Annotated in this window: 20 protein-coding genes; 10 read left to right on the top strand and 10 right to left on the bottom strand. The window is 69.2% G+C overall.

Annotated features, from left to right (window positions below):
- The first annotated feature begins 308 nt into the window (after positions 1–308).
- A complete protein-coding gene (locus FOH10_RS34805) occupies positions 309–485 on the top strand; it encodes a hypothetical protein (protein ID WP_186000830.1) in 177 nt (58 codons plus the stop codon).
- A gap of 8 nt (positions 486–493) precedes the next feature.
- Here the strand turns inward: FOH10_RS34805 and FOH10_RS13915 are convergent, their stop codons facing one another.
- A complete protein-coding gene (locus FOH10_RS13915; RefSeq protein WP_143981014.1) occupies positions 494–1,675 on the bottom strand; it encodes a hypothetical protein in 1,182 nt (393 codons plus the stop codon).
- Between the two features lie 534 nt (positions 1,676–2,209).
- Here FOH10_RS13915 and FOH10_RS13910 point away from each other — a divergent pair.
- Entirely contained in the window at positions 2,210–3,031 is an 822-nt protein-coding gene (locus FOH10_RS13910) for an SAM-dependent methyltransferase (protein WP_228813914.1), read from the top strand.
- 5 nt (positions 3,032–3,036) lie between these two features.
- Here FOH10_RS13910 and FOH10_RS13905 read toward each other — a convergent pair whose 3' ends face one another.
- The 4 genes from FOH10_RS13905 to FOH10_RS13890 all read right to left on the bottom strand — a co-directional run bounded on the left by FOH10_RS13905 (position 3,037) and on the right by FOH10_RS13890 (position 6,546).
- Positions 3,037–3,405, bottom strand: a complete 369-nt coding sequence (locus tag FOH10_RS13905; protein ID WP_029927470.1) for a DUF4913 domain-containing protein — start codon at positions 3,403–3,405, stop codon at positions 3,037–3,039.
- 68 nt (positions 3,406–3,473) lie between these two features.
- Complete coding sequence (locus FOH10_RS13900; RefSeq protein ID WP_143981013.1) at positions 3,474–4,094, bottom strand: GNAT family N-acetyltransferase; 621 nt, start codon at positions 4,092–4,094, stop codon at positions 3,474–3,476.
- 84 nt (positions 4,095–4,178) lie between these two features.
- Positions 4,179–5,465 carry a cytochrome P450 gene (locus FOH10_RS13895; protein WP_244961973.1) on the bottom strand — a complete coding sequence of 429 codons (1,287 nt, stop codon included), beginning with the start codon at positions 5,463–5,465 and terminating at the stop codon, positions 4,179–4,181.
- Between the two features lie 130 nt (positions 5,466–5,595).
- Positions 5,596–6,546: a helix-turn-helix transcriptional regulator gene (locus FOH10_RS13890; RefSeq protein ID WP_143981011.1), complete on the bottom strand. Its 951-nt coding sequence runs from the start codon at positions 6,544–6,546 to the stop codon at positions 5,596–5,598.
- 63 nt (positions 6,547–6,609) lie between these two features.
- Between FOH10_RS13890 and FOH10_RS13885 the strand changes: the two genes are divergently transcribed.
- Complete coding sequence (locus FOH10_RS13885; protein ID WP_143981010.1) at positions 6,610–7,758, top strand: epoxide hydrolase family protein; 1,149 nt, start codon at positions 6,610–6,612, stop codon at positions 7,756–7,758.
- Here FOH10_RS13885 and FOH10_RS13880 read toward each other — a convergent pair.
- The gene (locus FOH10_RS13880) at positions 7,755–10,934 is read right to left on the bottom strand and encodes an acetyl-CoA carboxylase family protein (protein WP_143981009.1); all 3,180 of its coding nucleotides are present in this window, start codon (positions 10,932–10,934) and stop codon (positions 7,755–7,757) included. The genes FOH10_RS13885 and FOH10_RS13880 overlap by 4 nt on opposite strands.
- Before the next feature lie 144 nt (positions 10,935–11,078).
- Between FOH10_RS13880 and FOH10_RS13875 the strand changes: the two genes are divergently transcribed.
- Both FOH10_RS13875 and FOH10_RS13870 read left to right on the top strand, forming a co-directional pair.
- Positions 11,079–11,654 carry a DUF308 domain-containing protein gene (locus tag FOH10_RS13875; RefSeq protein ID WP_143981008.1) on the top strand — a complete coding sequence of 192 codons (576 nt, stop codon included), beginning with the start codon at positions 11,079–11,081 and terminating at the stop codon, positions 11,652–11,654.
- A 113-nt stretch (positions 11,655–11,767) separates the two neighbouring features.
- Positions 11,768–12,547 (top strand): acyl-[acyl-carrier-protein] thioesterase, encoded by a 780-nt coding sequence (locus FOH10_RS13870; RefSeq protein ID WP_244961972.1) that lies wholly within the window; start codon positions 11,768–11,770, stop codon positions 12,545–12,547.
- Between the two features lie 55 nt (positions 12,548–12,602).
- On the opposite strand, the gene FOH10_RS13865 is transcribed toward FOH10_RS13870, so the two are convergent.
- Positions 12,603–13,322, bottom strand: a complete 720-nt coding sequence (locus tag FOH10_RS13865; RefSeq protein ID WP_143981007.1) for a TetR/AcrR family transcriptional regulator C-terminal domain-containing protein — start codon at positions 13,320–13,322, stop codon at positions 12,603–12,605.
- A gap of 92 nt (positions 13,323–13,414) precedes the next feature.
- Here FOH10_RS13865 and FOH10_RS13860 point away from each other — a divergent pair, with 92 nt between their 5' ends.
- Positions 13,415–14,998, top strand: coding sequence for an FAD-dependent monooxygenase (locus tag FOH10_RS13860; protein ID WP_186000829.1), 1,584 nt, complete (start codon positions 13,415–13,417; stop codon positions 14,996–14,998).
- A gap of 10 nt (positions 14,999–15,008) precedes the next feature.
- Here the strand turns inward: FOH10_RS13860 and FOH10_RS13855 are convergent, their stop codons facing one another.
- Together FOH10_RS13855 and FOH10_RS13850 are read right to left on the bottom strand one after the other, a co-directional pair.
- Complete coding sequence (locus tag FOH10_RS13855; protein ID WP_143981005.1) at positions 15,009–15,851, bottom strand: alpha/beta fold hydrolase; 843 nt, start codon at positions 15,849–15,851, stop codon at positions 15,009–15,011.
- Between the two features lie 2 nt (positions 15,852–15,853).
- The gene (locus tag FOH10_RS13850; protein ID WP_143981004.1) at positions 15,854–16,438 is read right to left on the bottom strand and encodes a TetR/AcrR family transcriptional regulator; all 585 of its coding nucleotides are present in this window, start codon (positions 16,436–16,438) and stop codon (positions 15,854–15,856) included.
- A gap of 167 nt (positions 16,439–16,605) precedes the next feature.
- Here FOH10_RS13850 and FOH10_RS13845 point away from each other — a divergent pair, with 167 nt between their 5' ends.
- Entirely contained in the window at positions 16,606–17,757 is a 1,152-nt protein-coding gene (locus tag FOH10_RS13845) for an epoxide hydrolase family protein (protein WP_143981003.1), read from the top strand.
- A 20-nt stretch (positions 17,758–17,777) separates the two neighbouring features.
- Here the strand turns inward: FOH10_RS13845 and FOH10_RS13840 are convergent, their stop codons facing one another.
- On the bottom strand, positions 17,778–19,136 hold the full coding sequence (locus FOH10_RS13840; RefSeq protein ID WP_143981002.1) for an FAD-dependent oxidoreductase: 1,359 nt from the start codon (positions 19,134–19,136) through the stop codon (positions 17,778–17,780).
- A gap of 378 nt (positions 19,137–19,514) precedes the next feature.
- Between FOH10_RS13840 and FOH10_RS13835 the strand changes: the two genes are divergently transcribed.
- From FOH10_RS13835 to FOH10_RS13830, 3 genes are all read left to right on the top strand, one after another.
- Complete coding sequence (locus FOH10_RS13835; RefSeq protein ID WP_143981001.1) at positions 19,515–20,690, top strand: DUF418 domain-containing protein; 1,176 nt, start codon at positions 19,515–19,517, stop codon at positions 20,688–20,690.
- Positions 20,691–20,966: 276 nt separating this feature from the next.
- Complete coding sequence (locus FOH10_RS36050) at positions 20,967–21,098, top strand: hypothetical protein (protein WP_255056020.1); 132 nt, start codon at positions 20,967–20,969, stop codon at positions 21,096–21,098.
- Between the two features lie 38 nt (positions 21,099–21,136).
- Positions 21,137–21,778: a class I SAM-dependent methyltransferase gene (locus FOH10_RS13830; protein ID WP_143981000.1), complete on the top strand. Its 642-nt coding sequence runs from the start codon at positions 21,137–21,139 to the stop codon at positions 21,776–21,778.
- The last annotated feature ends 12 nt before the right edge of the window (positions 21,779–21,790 follow it).

The following is a 21,790-nucleotide window of genomic DNA, read 5'->3' as shown; positions in this document are numbered from 1 at the left end:
AGCCACGCCGAAATCCGCCTCGGCGTAACGGTTTCGGCAGCATCCACTCGGATCAGGCCGCTGCTGTCGGCGACGCCGGTCGGCACCCGACCCCGCGATCGCCTGCGCCTGATCCCACTTTCATGCTCGCCATGGTGAAACCGTACCGGAAGTTGTTTCCGCACGCCGGTCTTGACAAGGACGAGTAGTCGCGCCGGGACAGCATGACCGCAGCGCATCAGCTTGCTAGCACGGAGCGCGCCGTGAGCATGCGCCTGAGCATGACTTACCCGTGCGACTAGCTCTCCGGTCCGGATACCCTCGTCCGCATGGACGACTACCGCGAACGGCTCATGCGGGATCCGGAGCTGGAAACCCACGACATGCTCGAGGACGGGCCGCTCTATCGGGGGCCGTCCACGCGGATGCGGTTGATGGCGGCGATTGTCGCGGCGTCGCTCTTCCTGGGGGCGGCGGCGACCGTCACGCTGTTGGTGCTGTCCTGAGCGGGGTGTCAGTCCGCGAGCGTGGACGGTAGGGAGATGGACCAGGAGCCATCCGCGTCGATCTGGAGCGTGTGCGATCCGGCGGGGAGAGCCACGGTGCCGCGGTATGGGCCGACGCCGTCCACGAGCAGTGTGGGCCACGGGGTGTGGGCGACGACTCGGAAGCGGGCGGATCCGGTGTGACGGACGCGGAGTTCGGCGAATCCCATGCGAAGCCGGGTCGGGACCCGCAGGACCGCTGATCCCGCGCCCGACGCCCGCCCGTTCCATCTGGGGGCGTTGCTCAGCCGGTCGATCGTCACGCGCCACCGCATATCTGCGGAGGTGTCGATGTGCAGCGTCGCCGGGACCACGCCGAGATCCAGCGGAAGCACACCGCGATAGCCGCCGACCGCCTGCGCCAGCACCGCTACTTCGGTGCCGTGCTCGCTCCGGGTGGATACGCGAAAGGGGCTGTCGCCGTCCATGATCAGGCTCACGGTGTGGCTGACGCCCGGGGTGAGCCGCAGCCCCAACACGGCGGATCCGCGACCGACGCTGGCGTCGGGCAGTTCTCTCGACCCCAGCGGCAGACCCGGACCGAGGGCGAGCCGAGGTTCGTGCGGCGGTCGGGCGGGGACGGGTTGCGGCCGTGGTGGCGCGGCGGGCGGGCCGGCGGGACGCGACGCGCGGGCGGCATGTGCCGACCGGGTCCGTCGCGACAACAGCGCGGGCATGGCCGCCGTCTGCCCGATGGTCACCCACAGATCCAGCGTGTTGCGCACGCGCTCATCGATGAGGTGGTGCAAATCCTCGTTGTCCAGTGCCGGATGCAGCCCGACGAGATAGTCCGACTGCACGGCCGCCTGCCCGGCCAGGGACCGAATGCGGTTCAACTTCGGTTCGTACTCCGCGGGCGTGTCGGTTTCGAGGGCGTACACCGCCGCTTCGGCCAGCTGTCGAGCGGTGGACACCGCGGCGGTCAGGGCATGACGATGTGGCCGTGGGGTATTGGTCGCGACCGGACCCACCTGGAGCGAGGTCGGCACCGGCAGGACGGTGGTGATCTCGAACCGCGGATCGAGGGTGGCGGCGCGGGCGAATTTCAGCCACTGCTCCACCATGTTCAGCCATCGCCACACCAGGTCATAGGTCACCGGCGGCACGTACCCGGCGGTACGGGGATCGACGGCGTACACCGTATCCAGCACGGATTCGCTGAGCGTCTGCCATGCGGTCGCCGACCAGGCGGCGAGCAGCCGCGACTGGGTCGCCGGCGACGCCTGCCAGACGCTGTGCCCGCGAGCGTCAGCTCCGCGCGCGCCTGGTCGGCCAGCAACTGTTCCTGATGCGCCGCCCGTCCGGCCGCGCGCAGGGCCTCCAGCACCCCCGCATCCCGTTCACCCTGCCGTAGTGCGCGCAGGCGGGTCCGCAGGTTCGGCCGTGGGCCCTCCGTCACTTCCCCTCCTTCGATCACCCATACCGTAGCCGATCTTGTTCTGCGACCTCCTCATTCGGACCATTCGGTCATTCAACCGCAGGTCAGAGCGTACGTGCGGACTGCGCGATGAATCTTCACCCCGAAGATTTCAATGCTGATGGAATCCCGGGCTTACACCTGTATCGTCAGATGCGAACGACTGCTCCACACGGACGCGATCTGGAATGATCTTCTGTCGTGGTTCCGCCTACCGGCGAGCTGCCCGTGCGATCATCGACCGCTGGTGCACGGAAGGGTAAAGGGGTTGCGAGACTTGAATATCAACGCCATGCGGGCACGGCAATCACGGCCGAGTGTGGCGCGCGTGTACAGCTACGTGCTCGGTGGGCGCGACAACTACGGGGTGGACAAGGACGTCGGGGATTTCTTCATGGGCGATCTCCCCGGGTCGGAGATGCTGGCCATTACGAATCGTCAAGCCATCCTCCGCGCGGCCCGCGATATGGCCTCGGACGGCATCCGGCAAGTCATCGATATGGGTTGTGGACTGCCGACCGACGAGAATGTGCACGATGTGTTGCGGCGCAAGGTCCCCGATGCGCGTGTGGTGTACGTCGACAACGATCCGTTCGTGGTGGCGCACGGGCGGGCGCTGCTGGCCATCGACGAGAACATCGCGGTGGTGGAGGCCGATGTCGGTGACCCGTCGGCGATTCGGGAGCATCCCGATGTGCAGCGGCTCATCGATTTCGACGAGCCGGTCGGCATCATCTTCGGCGTGGTGCTCAGCTTCCTCGATGACGAGGCCGATCCGGCCGCGGTGGTGCGGGACTGGTCGCAGCGCCTCGCGCCCGAAAGTCGCGTCTACATCTCGCATTTCCGCACCGGGCGTACTCGGGAGGCGGTCGCCACCGAGCGCAAGATCCGGGACGCCTTCGGGGTCGGAACCTGGCGCGACGAGGAGAAGATCAAGAGCTTCTTCGGCGATCTCGAACTGCTCGAGCCGGGAATGGCACCGTGCGCCCGCTGGCGGCCGGAGCCGCCCGCACCGGGAACCGATCCGGTGCAGAAGGATCTGAGCATCTGGGAGGACCTCATCGTGGCGGGGATGGCCCGCAAGCGCTGAAGCTCCTATGCGGTCGGATCGGTGAACAGTCCCTTCCGGGGTGAGACCAGCGGCAGCGGGCCGAGCATGCTCTGATGCCCGTTGGTCACCGAGCAGAACCGGAAGGGTCCGTTCGCCGCGAGTAGCCGGGCCATCTGCGGGTCGGCGTGATCGAGGAACCACACGCTCAGTCCCGTGCGCGAATCCAGGCGGTAGTGCTCCCAGGCCCGCCACAGCACATCCAGCCGCGCCACCGCCTCCGCGTGCTTCCACCATTCGACGCACCACGCCTGGTTGGGGTCGTTGATCACGTCGCGCCGGTACACCACGCTGAGGTAGTTCTCGACGAACTCGATCACGGACGGGTAGACGTACGGTGAACTCCAGTCACTCATGCCGTCCATTCAACATCAGAATCGGCCAACGTCACTGTGACGCAAGAAAGTTCGCCATAACGCCGACGTCAATCCGCCTGATCAGCGGGTTCCCGCCACATCGACCAGACCAGCGGCCCGCCGTCGGTGAAATCGTGCTCGGCGGTCTGAACGAACCCGAAACGCTCGTAATAGGGGACGTTCTCGGCCTTGCTGGATTCGAGGTAGGTAGGCACGCCCTCGGCGTCGCAGCGGTCCAGGCGCGAGTTCAGCAGCGCCTGACCGTATCCGCGCCCGCGCGCCGTGGGCAGGGTGCCGATGAAGGCCAGATACCAGTGCGGTTCGCGAGGGTGTACGTCCGCCATGCGTTCGGCCATCCGCCCGGCCAGGCGGATGCGGCCGCGGAAGGCGCGGATCATGTTCGGTGCGGCCCGCAGGGTGGCCGCGGTCGAGGCGTGCCAGTGTCCCGGCGGAGCCCAGACCGCCGCGCCGACAATGGTTCCCGCATCGTCCTCGACCACGTCCACACCGCCGTAGCGCAGGAAATGGGTGCGCGTCAGCGTGGCGTACATGAGCGCCATGCGGTCCGCCCGCACGCCGGCATCGGGCACGAAGTAGGTGGCGACGGGGTCGTCCAGGAAGGCGATGCCGAGGACGCGGGCGAGTTCGGGGATATCCGAATCGGTTGCCGGGCGAACAGTGACCTGCATCAGCTCAAACTACAACCACGATCGCTCTCCGGCCATGGCCGGGACCACCGTCACCGACAGCGGAAGCGCACCGAGGCCCGCACGTCACGACGGTGCGGCCGCGGCGCGCACGGTGATGCGCGCCCCGCCCGCGGGCACATGGGTGATATTGCGAATGCGCGTCCGCTCCACGGACCCGTCCTCGGGCAGTTCGAGGGCGAAGCGGCCGAGAACCTCCCGCAGCACGACGGCGCCCTCCATGAGCGAGAAGCCCGCGCCGATGCAGCGGCGCACCCCGCCGCCGAACGGCAGCCAGGTATTCGGTGCGACGCTGCCGTCCAGGAACCGGTCGGGCCGGAAACGGGCGGCGTCCGGATAGGCGTCGAACCGCTGATGCGCCAACAGGATCGAGGTCGACACGACGGTGCCCCGCGGCAGCTCGATACCGCCGATGGTCATATCGCGGGTGATTCTGCGCCCGGTGGCGGCGATGACGGTACGCCGCCGCAGCGACTCCTTGAGCACCGCCTCCAGGTACTTGTCGTCACCGTCGTGGGCGGCTCGCCGGGCGGTGTCCTGGACCTCCGGATTCGCGGCCAGCTCCTGGAACGCCCAAGCCAGCGCGGACGCGGTGGTCTCGTGCCCGGCCAGCAGCAGGGTGATGAGCTGATCGCGCAGTTCCGCGTCGGAGAGCGGCTGATCGGCCGGATGGTCGCCGGACCCCACCGCCAGCAGTCGGGACAGCACATCGGCGCGCTGGTCGGTATCGGGGTGCGCACGGCGGCGGGTGATCTCGTCGAACAGCAGGGCGTCGATGGCGAGCTGGTTCTCGCGGAAACGCCGCCATACCCCGAAGCGCGCCAGGCGCGGATACTTCCAGCCGAAGAACACGATCGGGTTGATGTTGACGATGCGCCGCAGTCGCGGTGCGAGTTCGCCCCGCCGGCGCTCGTCGGTCATGCCGAAGACCACCTGCATGATCACATCGAGGGTGAGCTCGTTCATGCGATCCAGGGCGGGCAGGGTGGCCCCGGACGTCCACCGGTCGATATGCGTTTTGGCGATCGCCTCCACCATGGCCCGGTACCCGTGCAGCGCCGATCCGGTGAAGGCGGGCATGAGCAGTCGCCGTGCGCGGGCGTGCTCCTGTTCGTCGGTGAGTAGCACCGAACGCTCGCCCATGATGTGCACGAGCAGCCGATTGCCTTCGCCCGCATGCAGATCGGTCGGGTCGGCGGCGAAGATCTCCCGAATGTGCTCCGGCCGCGAGAAGATCACCACATGTTCCGCGTAGGGCGGCACCAGGCGCAGGCTGAACACGTCGCCGTAGCGGCGGGCCGCGCGCTCGAGCAGGAAGCCGCGCCATTTCGCGTACAGCACGGTCTGAACCATCCTCGGCAGCCGAGGACCCGGGGGATGGGCGGTGGGCACGGAAAATCCTTTCGGGCCGCGGGCGGCGGCGACCGCCTCTCGTCCACGGTAGGGCGCGAACGGCCGCCGAGTGCAGATATGTTCGGCCAATTCAGCGCACTGCCGCGGTGCAGCGGCGGGCGAGCTTCTCGATCTCGGCGACCAGTTCCGGCGGTTCGGTGACGGTGAAGTCGGTGTCGAGCGAGGTCAGCATCCACGACAGCGCCCAGGGCGAATCCGCGCCGAGGTGCAGCAGACAGCTGGTGTCGTCGACCGCCTCCAGGACGCCCATGCCCGGCCAGATCTCGTCGGCGAGTTCGGCCGCCCCGCGGTGCAGGGTGACCGTGGCCTGATATGGCCAAGACGACTGGGACAGCCGTTGGGACAGGTATGCGACCACGTCGCCGTCGGGTGGTTCGCGGGGTGTGAACCGGGGGCCGGTGGGGATGCGCGGGCGCAGCCGGTCCACGCGATAGGACCGCCAGTCGTCGCGCGCCACATCCCAGGCGACCAGGTACCAGTGCCGGTTGAAGTTCACCACCGCCTGCGGTTCCGCCTCGCGGATCGTCTGTCGCCCAGCGTGATCGGTGTAGTCGAAACGCAGTCGCTCGTGCCGGTCGCAGGCGTCGGAGAGGGCGATGAGGACGTCGGGATCGACGCGCGGCGCGGCGGCCTCCACGCGCACCAGCGACCGCCCCAACCCCGCCAGCCGGTGACGCAGCCGCGACGGCAGCACCTGTTCCAGCTTGGCCAGCGCCCGCAGCGACGCCTCCTCGATACCGGAGACGGTGCCGCCGGTCGTGGTGCGCAACCCGACGGCCACCGCCACGGCCTCCTCGTCGTCGAGCAGCAGTGGCGGCAGGGACGAGCCCGCGCCGAGCCGGTATCCGGCCGTGCCCTGGACCGCGTCGACCGGGTAGCCGAGTTCCCGCAGCCGGTCCACATCGCGGCGCACGGTACGGGCGCTGACGCCGAGTCGATCGGCCAGCTCGGGACCGGACCACTCGCGATGGGTTTGCAGCAGCGACAGCAGTCGCAGCAGTCGTGCCGAGGTTTCCAGCATGGCCTCCAGATTGCCACATGCTTAGGCCAGGATCTGACCTAAGTGACTTCTAGTGTGGGAACCATGACGACCATCGAGCCCTTCCGCATCGACATTCCGCAGCGCGAGATCGACGACCTGAACGCCCGCCTAGCCCATACCCGCTGGCCGGATGAACTGCCGGGGGTGGACTGGAGCTACGGCATCCCGACCTCGTATGTGCGCGAACTCGCCGACTACTGGCGTACGGAGTACGACTGGCGGGCCGCGGAGGCCGCTCGCAACGAGATTCCGCAGTTCGTCACCGAGATCGACGGGCAGCGTCTGCATTTCATGCACATTCGCTCCCAGGAGGCGGACGCGCTGCCGCTGGTGCTGATCCACGGCTGGCCGTTCGCGGATTTCACCGACATGATCGGCCCGCTCACCGATCCGCGTGCGCACGGCGGCGCGGCGAGCGACGCCTTCCACCTGGTGATCCCGAGCCTGCCCGGGTGCGGGCTGTCGGGTCCGACGCGGCGGCCCGGTGACGCCGCCACCGAGCGCGCGGCCGAACTCATCGCGAAACTCATGGCGCTGCTGGGATATTCGCGCTACGCCGCGCAGGGCGGGGATGCCGGTTCCTTCATCGCCCCGCAGGTGGGTCGCATCGATACCGAGCATGTGGTCGGCGTACACCTCAATGACCCGATCACCATCCCGTCCTGGGACGACGACGGCTCCGACTACGGTCCGGAGGATCAGGAGAAGTTGGCCGCGCTCCAGGGCTGGTCGAATCAGGATCATTCCGCGTACGCCATGGTGCACTCCACGCGGCCGCAGACCCTCGCGCCCGCGGTCTCGGATTCCCCGGCGGGCATGATGGCCTGGGTTCTGGACGTCGTCCAGACCTACACCAATCCGGCGAAGTCCCGGCCGGATGAGGCCATGGACCGTGACCAACTGCTGACCAACCTGTCGCTGCTGTGGTTCACCAACACCGCCGCGTCCTCCATGCGGCTGTACCGGGAATCGCAGCAGTGGGGCGGGGAGGCGACGAACTCCGGGGTGCCGACCGGTGTCGCGATCTTCCCGGGCGGGAACAGCATTCGCGGGCTCGCCGAGAAGCAGAACACCGTCGTGCACTGGTCGGAGTTCGACCGCGGTGGGCATTTCGCCGCCATGGAGGCGCCCGACCTGCTCACGGCGGATCTGCGGGAGTTCTTCCGCACGGTGCGCGGACCGGTGGCCTAGCGCAGGGTGTCGATCCACCGCCGGGTGTCCGCCGGGTCGATGACGTCGTCGAGTTCCAGCACGGTCGCGGCGGTGAGCGCCTTGCCGTTGGCGTAGGCGAGTCGCACCAGGTTGTCGAAGGCGGCGGCGCGCTCGGCCGGATCCTCGATGGCGGCGAGTTCCTTGGCGAAGCCGAGTCGCACCGCGCCCTCCAGACCCATACCGCCGATCTCCCCGGTCGGCCAGGCGACGATGAAGCGCGGGGCGCGGAAGGAGCCCGCCGCCATGGCCTGTGCGCCCAGGCCGTAGCCCTTGCGCAGGATGACGGTGCCCCAGGGCACCGTCAGCGCCGCCGCGTCGATGAACAGCCGGCTGAACCTGGTGACCGTGGCGTGCGTCTCGGCCTCCGGTCCGACCATGAATCCCGGTGTGTCGCAGAGGGAGACGATCGGCAGCCGGTGCGCGTCGCAGAGTCGCAGGAAGGCGCTCAACTTGTCGGCGGCGGGGGCGTCGATGGCACCGCCGAGATGGTGGCAGTCGTTGGCGATGAGCCCGAAGGGGCGGCCCTGCACCCGCACCAGCGCGGTCACCATGCCGACACCCCAGTCGCGGCGCAGCTCCAGCACCGAGCCGATATCGGCGACGGCGTCGATGGCGGCGCGAATGTCGAAGGCGCGCAATCGATTCTCCGGCACCACATGCCGGGACAGGCGCGGGTCGGGCGCCGTCCACTCGGTGTCCGCGCCCTGGAAGTAGGCCAGGTACCGGCGGGCGACGGCGACCGCCTCGGCCTCGTCGGCGGCCACCACGTGCACCACGCCGTTGCGGCGCTGCACCTCGACCGGGCCGATATCCTCGGGCGCGTACACGCCCAGCCCGCCGCCCTCGATCATGGCCGGGCCACCCATGCCGATAGTCGCGTCCGGGGTGGCGATCACGACATCGCACATGCCGAGCAGGGCGGCGTTCCCGGCGAAGCAGCGACCGGACACGATGCCGATGAGGGGGACCGTGCCGGAGAGCGCGCCCATGGCGCGGAAAGTGGTGACGTCCAGGCCGGAGATACCCGAGTAGTCGGTGTCGCCGGGGCGCCCACCGCCGCCCTCGGTCCAGAACACCACCGGAAGTCGTTGTTCCCGAGCCAGTTCCAGCATGCGGTCGGTCTTGGCGTGATTGCGCATGCCCTGGGTGCCCGCCAGCACGGTGTAGTCGTAGGACATGACCACCGCGCGGGCCGCCTCGGTGCCGAAGCGGTCGGCGTTGACGGTGGCGACCCCGGCGACGAGCCCATCGGCGGGAGTGTTGGCGATGAGGTCCTCGGGGCTGCGGCGCAGCCGCTGGGCCGCGACCGCGAGGGCTCCGTACTCGATGAAACTGCCCGCGTCGACCAGATCGGCGATGTTCTCCCGCGCCGTGCGCCGACCGAGACGGTGCCGTTTCGCCACGGCCTCGGGGCGCGCCTCGTCGCGGGTGCGGCGGTGGCGTTCGTGGACCTCGGCGAGGTCCTCGCGCACCGCGTCGAGGTCCGCTGCCTCGAGATCGGCGATCGCGCCGTCGTGGTCGGCCGCGGTCCAGATCAGCAGCGGCGTATGGGGATCCACCACGCTGCCGGGTGCGACCAGGGCGCGGCGCACCCGCAAGGGTTGTTCGGCGCGCACCACGTGCTGCATCTTCATCGCCTCCAGCACCGCCACCTCGGCACCGGCCGCGACCAGCGTGCCCGCCTCGGCCACGGTGACGACCGTGCCGCCCAGCGGGGAGCGCAGCGCCTGCTCGTCATCGGCCAGCTCCGGTTCCACGGCCACCGGTCCCGCCGTCGCCGCGGCGACGGCGGCGGGCGCGATATCGACCGCCCGGGACAGGAGTTCGCCGACCTGCCGCTCGAACCACGCCGTCGACACCACCGCACCGTCGGCCAGCACCTCGAGCACCGCTCGCTGTAGCGCGATGGTGGTGTCGACGCCGTCGATGACGGTCTCGGCCAGTGCGTCGGCGCAGCGGCGCAGCGCGGCCGGATACGACGGTCCCCGGGCTATGACCTTCGCCAGCAGTGAATCGAATCGCGCGCCCTGTCGCATACCCGGATAGGCGGCGGTATCGACGCGCACCCCGATGCCGATCGGCGGTGTGAACCGGTGCAGCTGTCCGGTGCTGGGCAGCACCTCGCCCCCGGCGGTGACGATCTCGGCGTTGAGTCGCGCCTGCACCGCGTACCCGCGCGGCGGGGTCGCCTCGATACCGAGGTCGTCGAGCGTGTGCCCCTGGGCCAGATCCAGCTGGAGGGCCACTAGGTCCAGGCCGGTGACCTCCTCGGTCACGGTGTGTTCGACCTGGAGTCGCGGATTCACCTCGAGGAACCACGCGTCGCCGCCCGAGACCAGGAACTCGACGGTGATCACGCCCCGGCAGGCCACCGATTCCGCCAATCGCACCGCGTAGTCGTGCAGTGCGGTCCGCAGTGGCGCATCCAGATTCGGGGCGGGCGCGATCTCGAGGAGTTTCTGCTGCCGCCGCTGCACACTGCAATCCCGGTCGCCGACCGCGACCGCGCGCCGCCCGTCCGCGACGATCTGCACCTCGATATGGCGGGCCTCGTCCATCAGCGCTTCGGCGTAGACGGTGTCGTCCCCGAATCCGGAGCGGGCTTCGGCCCGGCAGCGCTCGTACGCCTCGGCCAGCTGGGCCGGGTCGCGCACCACGCGCATACCGCGGCCGCCGCCGCCCGCGGCGGCCTTGACCATGATTCCACCGGGATGGTCGGTGAGCAATGCGCCGATCTCGGCGAGGGTGGCATGTGCGGCGGTGGCGGGCAGGACCGGCACGCCCGCCCGCGCCGCGGCGGCGCGGGCGGCGACCTTGTCGCCGAAGACACGCAGCACGTCGGGGGAGGGGCCGACGAACACCAGGTCCGCCGCCGCGCAGGATTCGGCGAATGCGGCGCTCTCGCTGAGGAATCCGTAGCCCGGGTGGACGAGGGCTCCGGGCCCGGCCGTGCGGGCCGCTTTCACGACGGCATCGATGTCGAGATAGGCCGCGGCCCCGTCGCCGGGCAATTCCAGGGCATCGTCGGCCAGCCGCACCCACAGGCCGTCCGGGTCGTCCGCGCTGTACAGGGCGAGGGTCGCGGCACGGCGTTCCCGCGCAGTCCGCATCACCCGAACGGCCACTTCTCCCCGGTTCGCCACCACGATGTGCATTCCGACAGTCTCATCGACGCTGCCGTCCGCGTCACGCCGAGCGGCGGCCAGCTACCGACTGGACGGCCGTTTCCGCAGCGCGTGCCGACATGCCATCGATGCAAATGTCCAGGTAATCCGACTTTCCGGTCATATCATTGCTCTATGCCCACCAATCGGATCGAGGGGCGTACCGCGGTGTTCGCCGAGTGGGCTTGGCAGACACTGCTGGTGATCGGCGTGTGCTCCGCCGTGCTCGGGCTGGCGACAGCGGTCTGGCCGAACAAGTCCACCACCGTGGCGGGCACCCTGTTCGGGTTGGTCCTCCTCGCCACCGCGGCGGTGCAGGCGATCGTTGCATTCGGTGCGAACATACCGACCGCGCTGCGGTTCCTGGAGTTCTTCAGCGCCCTGCTGGCGGCCGCCCTGGCGTACTGGTGCTTCGGCAGCGGCGAATGGGTTCCGCTGCTGGGCATGTGGGTGGGCATGGGCTGGATGGCGCGCGGTGTGGTGCTGGCGCTGGTGGCGGCCTGGTCGGACGAACTCGCGGGCGCGGGACGGCAGGAGGCGGTCGGACTGACCACGACGGTCGTCGGCATCGCGGTGGCCGTGGTGCCGTTCCAGTCCATCGCCACCCTGTCGGTGGTGGTCGGTCTGTTCACCCTCACGCTGGGCGTCTCCGAGGTGCTGACGGCCGTGCGGCTGGAGCGCGCCGCCGATCAGATCGTCGGTACGTACTGATCCGTCCCAGCGGGGCCTTCGGAGATCCTTGGGCTGCCCAATGGTTGCGGGTAGCGTTCCGGGCGAGATCGCGATCCGGTGACCGACCACCATCCATCAGACGGAGGAACCTCTTGCCGACCGACACGGCGTACCGCACCGAACAACCGGTGATCGACTTCCCGCTGCCGCCGCGCCCGGACGGCGAGGCGTACGAGGCGAGTTGGGCGGTCCGCCTGGCCGACACCGATACTCGGGAGCGGCTGCGTCTCGACGGCATCGCGCGCTACGCCATGGATATCGGCTACGACCAGTTGCGCGCCGCCGAGGACGGGCATCTGCACCCGGCCTGGCTGGTGCGGCGCACGGTGATCGACGTGCTGCGGCCCATTCGGTTCGGCGACCGGGTGCGGTTGCGGCGCTGGCCGTCGGCGCTGTCCAACCGCTGGTTCAACGCGCGCATCCAGATCCACAGCGATCAGGGCGGCGTCGTCGAGGTCGAGCAGTTCCTGATCAATGTGGATCCGCAGGCGGGACGTCCGGCCCGCATGACCGACCGTTTCATGTCGCCGATGCTGGCGGTGACCACCGAACACCGGCTGCGCTGGAAGGCCGCGCTGCACGAGCAGACCACCCCCGCCACCGACGCCCGCCCCTTCCCCCTGCGCGCCACCGATTTCGACCGCCACGACCACGTGAACAACGCCGTGCACTGGCAGGCCGTGGAGGAATTACTGACCGCCCATCCGGACCTGCACGCACGACCGCACCGCGCCATCGTCGAACACGTCGGACCGGTCATGGCCGGCAATGACGTGACGCTGCGCAGTTGGCGCGGCGCGAACGACCTGCACCTGCAGCTGGAAATCGACGGCACCGCACGGACTCTCGCCAGCGTCACCGCCCTCCCCTGAGGAGCTGCCGCAGCAGCGTCGCAGTCACGTGGCCGGACCGCGGGTCGTGGGGGCGCTATCGCGGCCGGGCCGTTTGGGCCGCTATACCGTCGAGGACACAGTCCAGCCCGAAGGCGAAGCGCTCAGCGGCCGAGCTGTCGCGGGCGTCGATCACCCTGCGCGCGAAGTGCGGGTAGGCGCCCTCGGCGATCACTCCGCGCAGGTACGGTCCGACGGCCTCGCGCCATTGCTGCTCGCTGAGTCCGGATCGCCGCTGGGCCTGCATTTCGGCCAGCTCCTGGCCGGCGGCGCCCAGGACGTACGCGGTCACGGCATCGACGATATTCGCCGCGAGCGTGATGTCGGAGGTCAATTCGCTCGCGGCGGCCAGCGCGATGTCGTGGCGCCGTAGCGAGTTCGGTCCCAGGGCGGGCCGACCCGCGAGCTCCGGTCCTAGCCACGGGTGGCGCAGCAGCGTGTCGCGCAGATGCCCGGCGATGGCGGCGAGATCGGCGCGTCCGTCACCGCTGGGCCGTGGCGGCTCCGTCTCGCCGTGCACGGTGTCGATCATGAGGTCGAGCAGGTCGTCGCGGCTGGCCACATAGCGGTACAGGGAGGCGGTACCGGAGCCGAGATCGGTCGCGACACGACGCATCGAGACGGCCGCGAGGCCGTCGGCGTCGGCGATGCCGATAGCCGTACGCACGATCCGATCGACACTCGGCGCACGTCGCGCGGGCGTGCGCTGGTCCTTGTTCCACACCAGGTGGGCGGCGGGGTCCGCCGGTTCTGCCATGGTCGTCCTCCTCACGGTCCCGTTGCGGGCAGCCTAGCACTATGGCTACGGTGTATCCGGAGTGGGAACACTGTAGCCATAAGGATGTGATCATGTGTGAGACCACGGTGCCCGTACTCATCGCCGGCGGGGACTCGGTCGGCCTGGCGGCCGCGCTCTTCCTGGCCCACCGCGGCGTCCGCGCCCTCGTCGTCGAGGAGCAGGCAGGGCCGTCCATTCATCCCAGGGCCACCGGTCTGGGTCCGCGGACGATGGAGTTCTTCCGACAACTGGGCCTGGAAGCCGCCATCGACGCGGCGTGCGTCGACCTGCCGGGCGGCAGTCTGGGCAAGATCGCGGTGGAAACCCTGGCCGGGGCGGAGCTGACGGCCTTCCCCGCGCTGCCGACCCCCAGCGGCTTCTCGGCCGAGGACATCGCCAGCCCGGCGCAGGTCCGCGGGCTCTGTCCGCAGCATCGACTCGACGCTGTGCTGCTGCCCGCCGCTCGCGAACGCGGAGCGACCGTGCGCTACGGGCGACGCGTAACCGCCGTGACGCAGGACGGTACGGGCGTGGTGGCGACCCTCGACAACGGCGATACGGTGCGCGCGGTGTATCTGCTCGTCGCCGACGGGGCACACAGCGGAATTCGCACCGCCCTCGGCGTCGGCACCTCCGGGCCCGGCGCGGTGGGCAGCGCCAAGGTGAACATCCTCTTCCGCGCGGACCTCGAACCCTATGTTCGGGGAACCAGATTCGTGACCTGCAATATCGCCAATTCCGCGATCACCGGGATGCTGGCCACCATCGACGGCGAACAGGAGTGGACCCTGCATGTCGACATCGCCGAGGAGAACGGGGAATCGGCGGCCGACTTCACCGAGACGCGCTGCCGTGACCTGATTCGCGCGGCCGTCGGTGACGCCACACTCGACGCTCAGGTGCGCAGCGTGCTTCCGTGGCGGCCGCGGGCACAGCTCGCCGACCGCTTCCGCGTCGGCCGGGCATTCCTGGTCGGTGATGCCGCCCATACGGTGCCGCCCCTCGGGGCGTTCGGACTGAACACCGGTATCGCGGATGCGCACAACCTGGCCTGGAAGCTGGCGGCGGTACTCGACGGATGGTGCGGCCCAGCCCTGTTGGACACCTACGAGCAGGAACGCCGCCCGATCGCGGCGCTCACGCTCGACCAGGCGCTGCTGCGACTGCCCGACCCCCGCCTGCACTGGGATACCGGGGCGGACGCGGCCGCCGCCCGGGCGGCAGTCGGTGCGTGGAACGCCCCGGTCGTCCAGCTCGGGTACCGCTACGATTCGGCGGCCGTCATCGATGCGGTGCCGGAACCGCCGTCCCACGAGGACATCTCGCTCGCATTGGACGGTGCGCCGGGTTCCCGCCTACCGCATCGATGGTTGCAGCGCGACGGACACCGAGTGTCGACACTCGACCTCGTGGGGCCCGGCTACACCCTGCTGTCGCCGGCCGCGGAGTGGACGGCGGCGGCGCGAGAACTCGCCGACCGCCTCGACGCGGAGTTGACCGCGGTGGGTGTCGACGTCGACGACGTACCGGGCATCGGGGCCACCGGAGCGGTGTTGGTGCGCCCGGATCAGTACATTGCCTGGCGGACAACGGCGTTGGCCGAGGAACCGGCCGCCGCCCTCGCTACCGCGTGCGCTCGTATCGCAGGGCGGTAGTGCCGCACGCTCACCTGACCGCCGTGAACGCGCCGATGAGCCGCCCGGCGAATTCGGGCGCGTCGGTCCGGGTCCCGTTGTGCGCCCCCGGGAATTCGACCAACTCGCGGCCGAGGCGGTCGGCGATCACCTCGGCCGGACGATACGGCAGGCAGCCCCGGGTCTCCCGCCCCGCCGCCACCACCAGTCGATGCGCCACGCCCGCCAGAGCGGCGTAATCCGGGACATAAGAGGTGAATTCGCGCAACTCGTGCTCGATCATGCGCGGAGCGTTGGCCGCCAGGCGCTCCCAGAGGGCCGCAGCGCGCGGACTCAGCTCCGAGACCTCGGGTGCGGGCTTCATGGCCGGACCGATTCCGGCCATGAAGCGCGCACCGGCGGCGGCGACACCTTCGGTCCACAGCAGGGCGTACACCTCGTCGACCATGGCGCGATGCACCTCGGCATCGGGCAGCACGGCGAAGCAGGGTGGTTCGTGCGCGATAAGAGCCCGCACCTGCTCGGGATGGCGGGCCAGCAGGTCCAAACCGACGATGGCACCGTTGCTGGTGCCGAAAACGAAGGCGGGCTCATCGCTCAGGTGCGCGAGCAGGCGGTGGGCGTCATCGCTCTGCACGGCCACGACCTGCCGCTCCGGGTGACCGCTGTCCAGGGTGCTGCGGGAGTAGCCGCGCGGGTCGAGTGCGGCGACGGTGAAATGCCGCTCGAGGACCTCGGCCATGGCATCGAAGACGCCCGCGTCTCCACCGCCGCCGGGGATCATGAGCAGCAGCGGTCCGCTGCCGCGCACCTCGTGGTAGATGGTCGCGCCGGGGGTTTTCAGGGTGCCGGATCGAACCGTCCCGGATCTCATTGTCAGTGCTCCTTATCGGTGTGCCGCCACTGCTCGAGTGTGCGGTGCAGGGCGTCGAGGATGTGTGCCCACGATGTGTCGGTGGGGCGGGGGTGGGCGAAGCCGCCGGCCGCCTCCAGGGTGGCGAAGCCGTGGAAGGTGCTGCGGAGCAGGCGAACCGCGTCGGTGGCCGCGGGCTCGTCGAGTCCGTACCCGCGCAGCAGGGCGGTGGTGAGTTCGATCGTGCGCAGCAAGGCGGGGTGGTCGCCCACCTCGGCCGGGTCCAAGCGCATCTGGGTGGCGGCGTAGCGGCCCGGATGGTCGAGCACATAGCCGCGATAAGCCCCGGCGAACCCGAACAGCACGTCCCGCCCCGACCGTCCCGCCACCGCCGCCGCGATGCGATCGGCCATCTCACCCGATGCCAGCAGCGCGATACGCACCCGCAGGTCGTGCAGATTGCGCACATGCGCGTACAGGCTCGGATCCTTGACGCCGAAGCCCCGCGCGACGGCGGACAGGGTGACCTTGTCGAAGCCGATCTCGTCGGCGAGTTCGGCCGCCGCGCTGGTGATTCGCTCGGCGCTGAGCCCTGCGCGCGGGGACATGCGGCTCCCTTCTTCCTATGACTATTAGGTTTTAACCTAACACAATTAGGTTTGGGAAGACGCGCGGGCCCTTCCGGATGCCGAGGGTGCGGCAGTGCCGCACGACACACCTGTTGGGTTGCTGATCTAGGACAGTTTCTGACCTGCGGCGACTCTAGGTTGAGGTCATGAACGCTGACATCATTCCCTTCCGGATTCAGATTCCGCAGGCTGAGCTCGATGATCTGCGTGTCCGTTTGGCCCGCACCCGTTCGCCGTATCCCGTGCCCGGCGCGGGCTCGCGGTGGGACCACGGCATCGCCCCGGACTACCTGCACGAGCTGGCCTCGTACTGGGCCGACGGATTCGACTGGCGCGCACACGAAGCCGAGCTGAACACGCTGCCGCATTTCGTGACCGAGATCGACGGGCAGACCATCCACTTCCTGCACCTGCGCTCACCCGAACCCGACGCCACCCCGCTGCTGCTCAACCACAGCTATCCGACCTCGTTCGTGGAGTTCCTCGCCGCGAGCGGGCCGCTGACCGATCCCCGCGCCCACGGCGGCGACCCGGCGGATGCCTTCCATCTGGTGATTCCGTCGCTGCCCGGATTCGTGTTCTCGAGCCCGCTCTCGGCAGGCGGCTGGAACCTCGACCGGACGGCGTCGGCATTCGGGGAGCTGATGACACGGCTGGGCTACGACCGCTTCGGTGTCGAGGGCGGCGATATCGGCGCGGGGGTCACCGGCCGAGTCGCCGCACTGCTGCCCGAGCGGGTCATCGGCGCCCACACGCACGGCGACCGGCTCCAGGTCGGGATGGTCGGCGAAGACCTCCCCGTACCCGCGGGACTCGATGCCGATGAGCGCAAGCAACTCGAAGCGGCGCAACGGAGTTGGGCACAGATGAAGGGTTATCGGGTACTGCATTCGACCGAACCCAACGCGCTGTCGGCCGGGCTGGCCGATTCCCCGATCCTGCAGTTGGCGTGGATCGCGGAGAAGTTCGTGGAGTGGGCCAATCCCGCGACCCCGATCAGCCGGGAGAACGTCCTGATCACCGCCAGCCTGTACTGGTTCACCCGGACCGGGCCCGCGGCCGCCGATTTCTACTGGGAGATGGCGCATGCCGAGAACACCGGTTGGGGCGGGTCGTCACCGGTGCCCCAAGGCCAGTCCCTGTTCTACAGCGATCCGTTCGTACGCAAGGTTCTCGGAGCCGGTGACGCCGTCGCCTTCTTCCGCGAACACACCGAGGGCGGGCACTTCCCCGCCTTCGAGGTTCCCGAGCTGTTCGTCGACGACATCCGCACCTTCTTCCGGCTACTGCGCCAGTGAATCCCGGAAGAGGCGGGTGCTCAGGCTGCCGGGCGCATCGCGCGCCGGTATCGGCGGGACCACGGCGTGCGCGGGTGGCGGGCCAGCAGCTGGATGCTGAACGCGAGGAACTCGGCGCTGGCCTGCGCGTTGCGCGACAGTTCGGTCGGCGCGAGCCCGACATGGGAACGCACCACCCCGGGCGCGACCCGTGCCAGCCGCGGCGGCGCGGCCGCGGCCCGCAGGGGAGTGACCTTCTTGTTGAAGATGCGAGCGAAGTCCATGGCCAGCGCGTCATCGCGGGCGGCGAGCTCGAACAGGGCATCGGCCAAACCGTCGGGCAGATGCGGTTCCCCGAGAAGTGAGTTGGCCCAATACATCTGCCAGGCGTCGCGGTCGCGCCAACGCCACCACGCCGCGAGTTCCTCGTCGAGGTCACCGCCGGGCGACAGGCCGTCGATCAGCCGCTGGGCCAGGTGTTCGGCTTGGCGGAACGCATCGGACTGTCCCTGCCCCAGGGAGTAGTCCTTGAAATGACCGGCGTCGCCGACCAACGCCCAGCCGGGCCCCGCTGACACACGGAAATAGCTGTGCCACTTCTGCAATACCCGGATCGGGCCGACGCGCGTCGCGCCCTCGACCGCGGCGGCCAGCCCGGGAAACAACCGTAGCCGCGTATCGAAACCGGCGTAGCGGTCGGCGAGATACTCGCGTGCCTGCCCAGCCGGCGGGGCCACGGTGACAAGGAACTGCCCGTCCAGCGGCAGTCCGAGGAACGCCGTCGACCCCGCCCCGGCTTGCCCGACCGCTCCGAAGAAGAAATCGTGCTCGGGCGCCACCCCCTCGTAGAACGACCAGGTCGGCACCCGGCCACCGCGCCGTGTGAGGTACTCCTCGGCCCCGACCGACCGCGCCACCGTCGAGGAGCGGCCGTCCGCGCCGATCACCACCGCCGCCCGGATTTCCCCTGACCTGGTCCGCACGCCCCGGGCCCGCCCGTTCTCGACGATCACCGCCTCCACCGGGCAGCCGGTGCGGACCTCCGCGCCGGCGCGCGCGGCGTAGTCGATGAGGATCGCGTCCATGGTCGTGCGGCGCATACCCAGCACCTGACCGTAGGCATCCGGGTCGAGGTCCACCGTGAATCTCTGGTGCGTGCTGGTGATGGTGGCTCGCCGTACCACGTGCGCGCCCGCGGCCAGCACCTCCTCTAGTACCCCGAGCCTGCGCAGCACCTCCACCCCGTTGGATTGGAACGCGCATGTCGAGAGCGTCTCGCTGGGAAAACTCGCCTTGTCCAGCACGCACACCCGTAATCCACCACGCGCGAGCATCGCGCCCAGCGTGGCTCCGGCACAGCGCCCGCCGACGATCACGACATCGAACTGCGTCTCCGACATTTCCGTTGACTCCTCCGTGACCGGGCGCGCACCCACGAAGAAGCGACATCACGCTCCGTGGTCCACACCGACCAACAAATGTGTTACAGACAGTTACACATAAAGGTTCGGTGGGCAACCCCCAGTTGCCACGAAACCCGACCTCCACCACGCCGACCAACCGCATCGGCAGCCAAGCCGAGCTCATACCGCACCAGCTGGCAACCCGAACCGATCACAAAGCAATCGCTGCTGGTCCAGCCATATGCGTTGTCTTCCGCGCGACTGCTACCGGAACCCCTTCATACGCGGTTCGTAGTCCCGAGGTATCAGATGGCGCTGTCGCGGTTGACCCGCGCGGTGGATGTGAGAGTGGGTGGTGGGACATAGCGTTGCCCTATGTCCGGTTCGCCTGCCGCATCGTCCCGTGTCCGCCGCATCGGAGAGATCGACATTCTGCGGGGATTCGCGTTGTTCGGGATCCTGATCACCAACGTCGCGGTCCTCACGACGGTGCTGTCGTTCACCGGCACGGAGGACGACCCGCGTCACCTCTACGACGGGACGATCGACCGGTTCGTCTACGCGATCGTCGACGGGCTGTTCATCGGCCGGTTCTACCTGCTGTTCGCCTTCTTGTTCGGTTACTCGTTCACGCTGCAGATCACGGCGGCCGAGCGGGCGGGAGCGCGGCCGGTGCCACGGCTGCTACGGCGGTGCCTGGCCCTGTTCCTGATCGGTCTCGCGTACGTGATGTTGCTCTGGTTCGGCGATATCCTCACCCTCTACGCGGCGCTGGGGCTGATCCTGGTGCTGCTGCGCAAGATCCGGCCCCGGACGGCGTTCATCGCGGGTGTGGTGCTGTACCTGGCGTTCGTGGCGTTCTCCTTTCTGCCCGGCAGCGGCGAAATCGAAGGCCTGCGTGCCGTCTTCGACCTCCAGGCCATGCGGGCCGGATATACCGGCAGTCCCGCCGACACCTTCCACGCCCAACTCGACACCGCGCCGGTGTTCATGTTCCTCATCTGGCTCACGCAGGGCGTTCCGAGCCTGGGCATGTTCCTCATCGGCATGGCGGCCGGGAAGCGGCGGATCTTCGAGAACGCCGACCTGCTGCGCCGCTGGACGCGTATCGGGCTCGTCGCGGGCGGGCTCGTCGGGCTGCCGGTATCGCTCGCGACCCTCTTCTTCGCGTCCACGGACGGCAGTCTGCCCCCGCACTGGTACGGCGTGCAGGAGTTGGTGAATCCGGTGGTGACGCTCGGCTACATGGCAGCCGTCCTCTGGTTGGCGCGCGGCCGCTGGGCGGGCGGAATCGCGTGGCTGGCGCCGGCCGGTCGCATGGCGGCGAGCAACTACATCCTGCAATCGGTGGTGATGATGCTGGTGTTCACCGGGTACGGGCTGGCCTTGGCGGATCGGGTCGCCCCCGCCGTCGCGGTGGGTATCGCGCTGTCGACCTACCTGATGCAGCTGTGGTTCAGCGCGTGGTGGTTGCGCGGTCACGGCTACGGTCCGGTCGAGTGGCTGCTGCGCGCGGCCACCTACCGGGAGTGGCCGCGCTGGCGGCGATAGGTTACGCGTGCCGGCGCACGACCTCAGCGGGGGATCATATAGCCGCGCCGACCTCCCACCTGGCCGACACGTGGAATCCTCAATCCGCTGCGGGTATGTTGAACAGGCACAGGTAGTTCGAGCCGCCGTTCCGTATCGCGGCGGTGGCTGCGGACTGATCGCACAGCGGAGGGATAGGGGCGTGTGATGGGGCGCGCCGACGAACCGGGCCCACATATCACCAAGTGCAACGGCCACGAAGCTCGGTGGTGCCGGATCGACGGTGAGGTGCACGTATTGAGCGTGCATCTGCAGAATCAGCCGGAACAGGTGTTCCCGGAGCCGGTAATCCTGGGCACCGCTTACGATTTCATGCCGCTCGCGCTCTGGAAGCAGGTGCAGCGGGACCGGGGTGCGGACCTGTCCTGACGAGCATCGGCCGGGAGCGGTGGCCGGATGGGAGCACCGTGAACGAACCGCTGGCGGATCGGCAGCCAACCAGTCACGAACGCAGGTCGGGTCTGTCCTGGGACGAGTCGTATCGGGACGAACCCGCCCCGTGGGACACCGGCCGCCCGCAACCGGCGATCGTACGGCTGGCGGCGGCGGGGGCGTTCGGTCGCACCGTCCTCGACGCGGGCTGCGGAACCGGTGAGAACACACTCCACATCGCTGCCGCCGGGGGCGCGGTCCTGGGCGTGGACGTGGCCGAGACCGCCATCGCCATGGCCCGGCGCAAGGCGACCGCCCGTGGACTCGACGCCGAATTCGCCGTGGCCGATGCCTTCCGGCTGCACCTGCTGCACCGCACCTTCGACACCGTCGTCGACAGCGGCCTCTTCCACACCTTCGACGCCGACGAGCGAACGGCCTACGCGCACAGCCTCACATCGGTGACCATACCCGGCTCCCGACTGTTCATCCTCTGCTTCGGCGACAACGGTCCCGACCCGGGTCCACACCCTGTGAGCCGCGAGGCGCTGACAGCCCCCTTCGACGACGACCCCGACTGGCAGGTCGCCGACATCGCACCGGAGATCATCGAAACCCGATTCACGCCGGACGGCGCACCCGCCTGGCTCGCGACGATCGAACGGCTCGCGGGATAGGCCACGCCGCCG

It is taken from the genome of Nocardia otitidiscaviarum, from assembly GCF_007362295.1.
In the GTDB taxonomy this organism is placed as follows: domain Bacteria; phylum Actinomycetota; class Actinomycetes; order Mycobacteriales; family Mycobacteriaceae; genus Nocardia; species Nocardia otitidiscaviarum.
This window is presented reverse-complemented; position numbering and strand designations above follow the sequence as displayed.

Bases quoted from the DNA above. Each gene is read 5' to 3' on its own strand.
- FOH10_RS34805 (WP_186000830.1), top strand. From the start codon at position 309: ATGGACGACTACCGCGAACGGCTCATGCGGGATCCGGAGCTGGAAACC.
- FOH10_RS13905 (WP_029927470.1), bottom strand. From the start codon at position 3,405: ATGAGTGACTGGAGTTCACCGTACGTCTACCCGTCCGTGATCGAGTTC.
- FOH10_RS13900 (WP_143981013.1), bottom strand. From the start codon at position 4,094: ATGCAGGTCACTGTTCGCCCGGCAACCGATTCGGATATCCCCGAACTC.
- FOH10_RS13895 (WP_244961973.1), bottom strand. From the start codon at position 5,465: ATGGTTCAGACCGTGCTGTACGCGAAATGGCGCGGCTTCCTGCTCGAG.
- FOH10_RS13890 (WP_143981011.1), bottom strand. From the start codon at position 6,546: ATGCTGGAAACCTCGGCACGACTGCTGCGACTGCTGTCGCTGCTGCAA.
- FOH10_RS13885 (WP_143981010.1), top strand. From the start codon at position 6,610: ATGACGACCATCGAGCCCTTCCGCATCGACATTCCGCAGCGCGAGATC.
- FOH10_RS13880 (WP_143981009.1), bottom strand. From the start codon at position 10,934: ATGCACATCGTGGTGGCGAACCGGGGAGAAGTGGCCGTTCGGGTGATG.
- FOH10_RS13875 (WP_143981008.1), top strand. From the start codon at position 11,079: ATGCCCACCAATCGGATCGAGGGGCGTACCGCGGTGTTCGCCGAGTGG.
- FOH10_RS13865 (WP_143981007.1), bottom strand. From the start codon at position 13,322: ATGGCAGAACCGGCGGACCCCGCCGCCCACCTGGTGTGGAACAAGGAC.
- FOH10_RS13860 (WP_186000829.1), top strand. From the start codon at position 13,415: ATGTGTGAGACCACGGTGCCCGTACTCATCGCCGGCGGGGACTCGGTC.
- FOH10_RS13855 (WP_143981005.1), bottom strand. From the start codon at position 15,851: ATGAGATCCGGGACGGTTCGATCCGGCACCCTGAAAACCCCCGGCGCG.
- FOH10_RS13850 (WP_143981004.1), bottom strand. From the start codon at position 16,438: ATGTCCCCGCGCGCAGGGCTCAGCGCCGAGCGAATCACCAGCGCGGCG.
- FOH10_RS13845 (WP_143981003.1), top strand. From the start codon at position 16,606: ATGAACGCTGACATCATTCCCTTCCGGATTCAGATTCCGCAGGCTGAG.
- FOH10_RS13840 (WP_143981002.1), bottom strand. From the start codon at position 19,136: ATGTCGGAGACGCAGTTCGATGTCGTGATCGTCGGCGGGCGCTGTGCC.
- FOH10_RS13835 (WP_143981001.1), top strand. From the start codon at position 19,515: ATGTCCGGTTCGCCTGCCGCATCGTCCCGTGTCCGCCGCATCGGAGAG.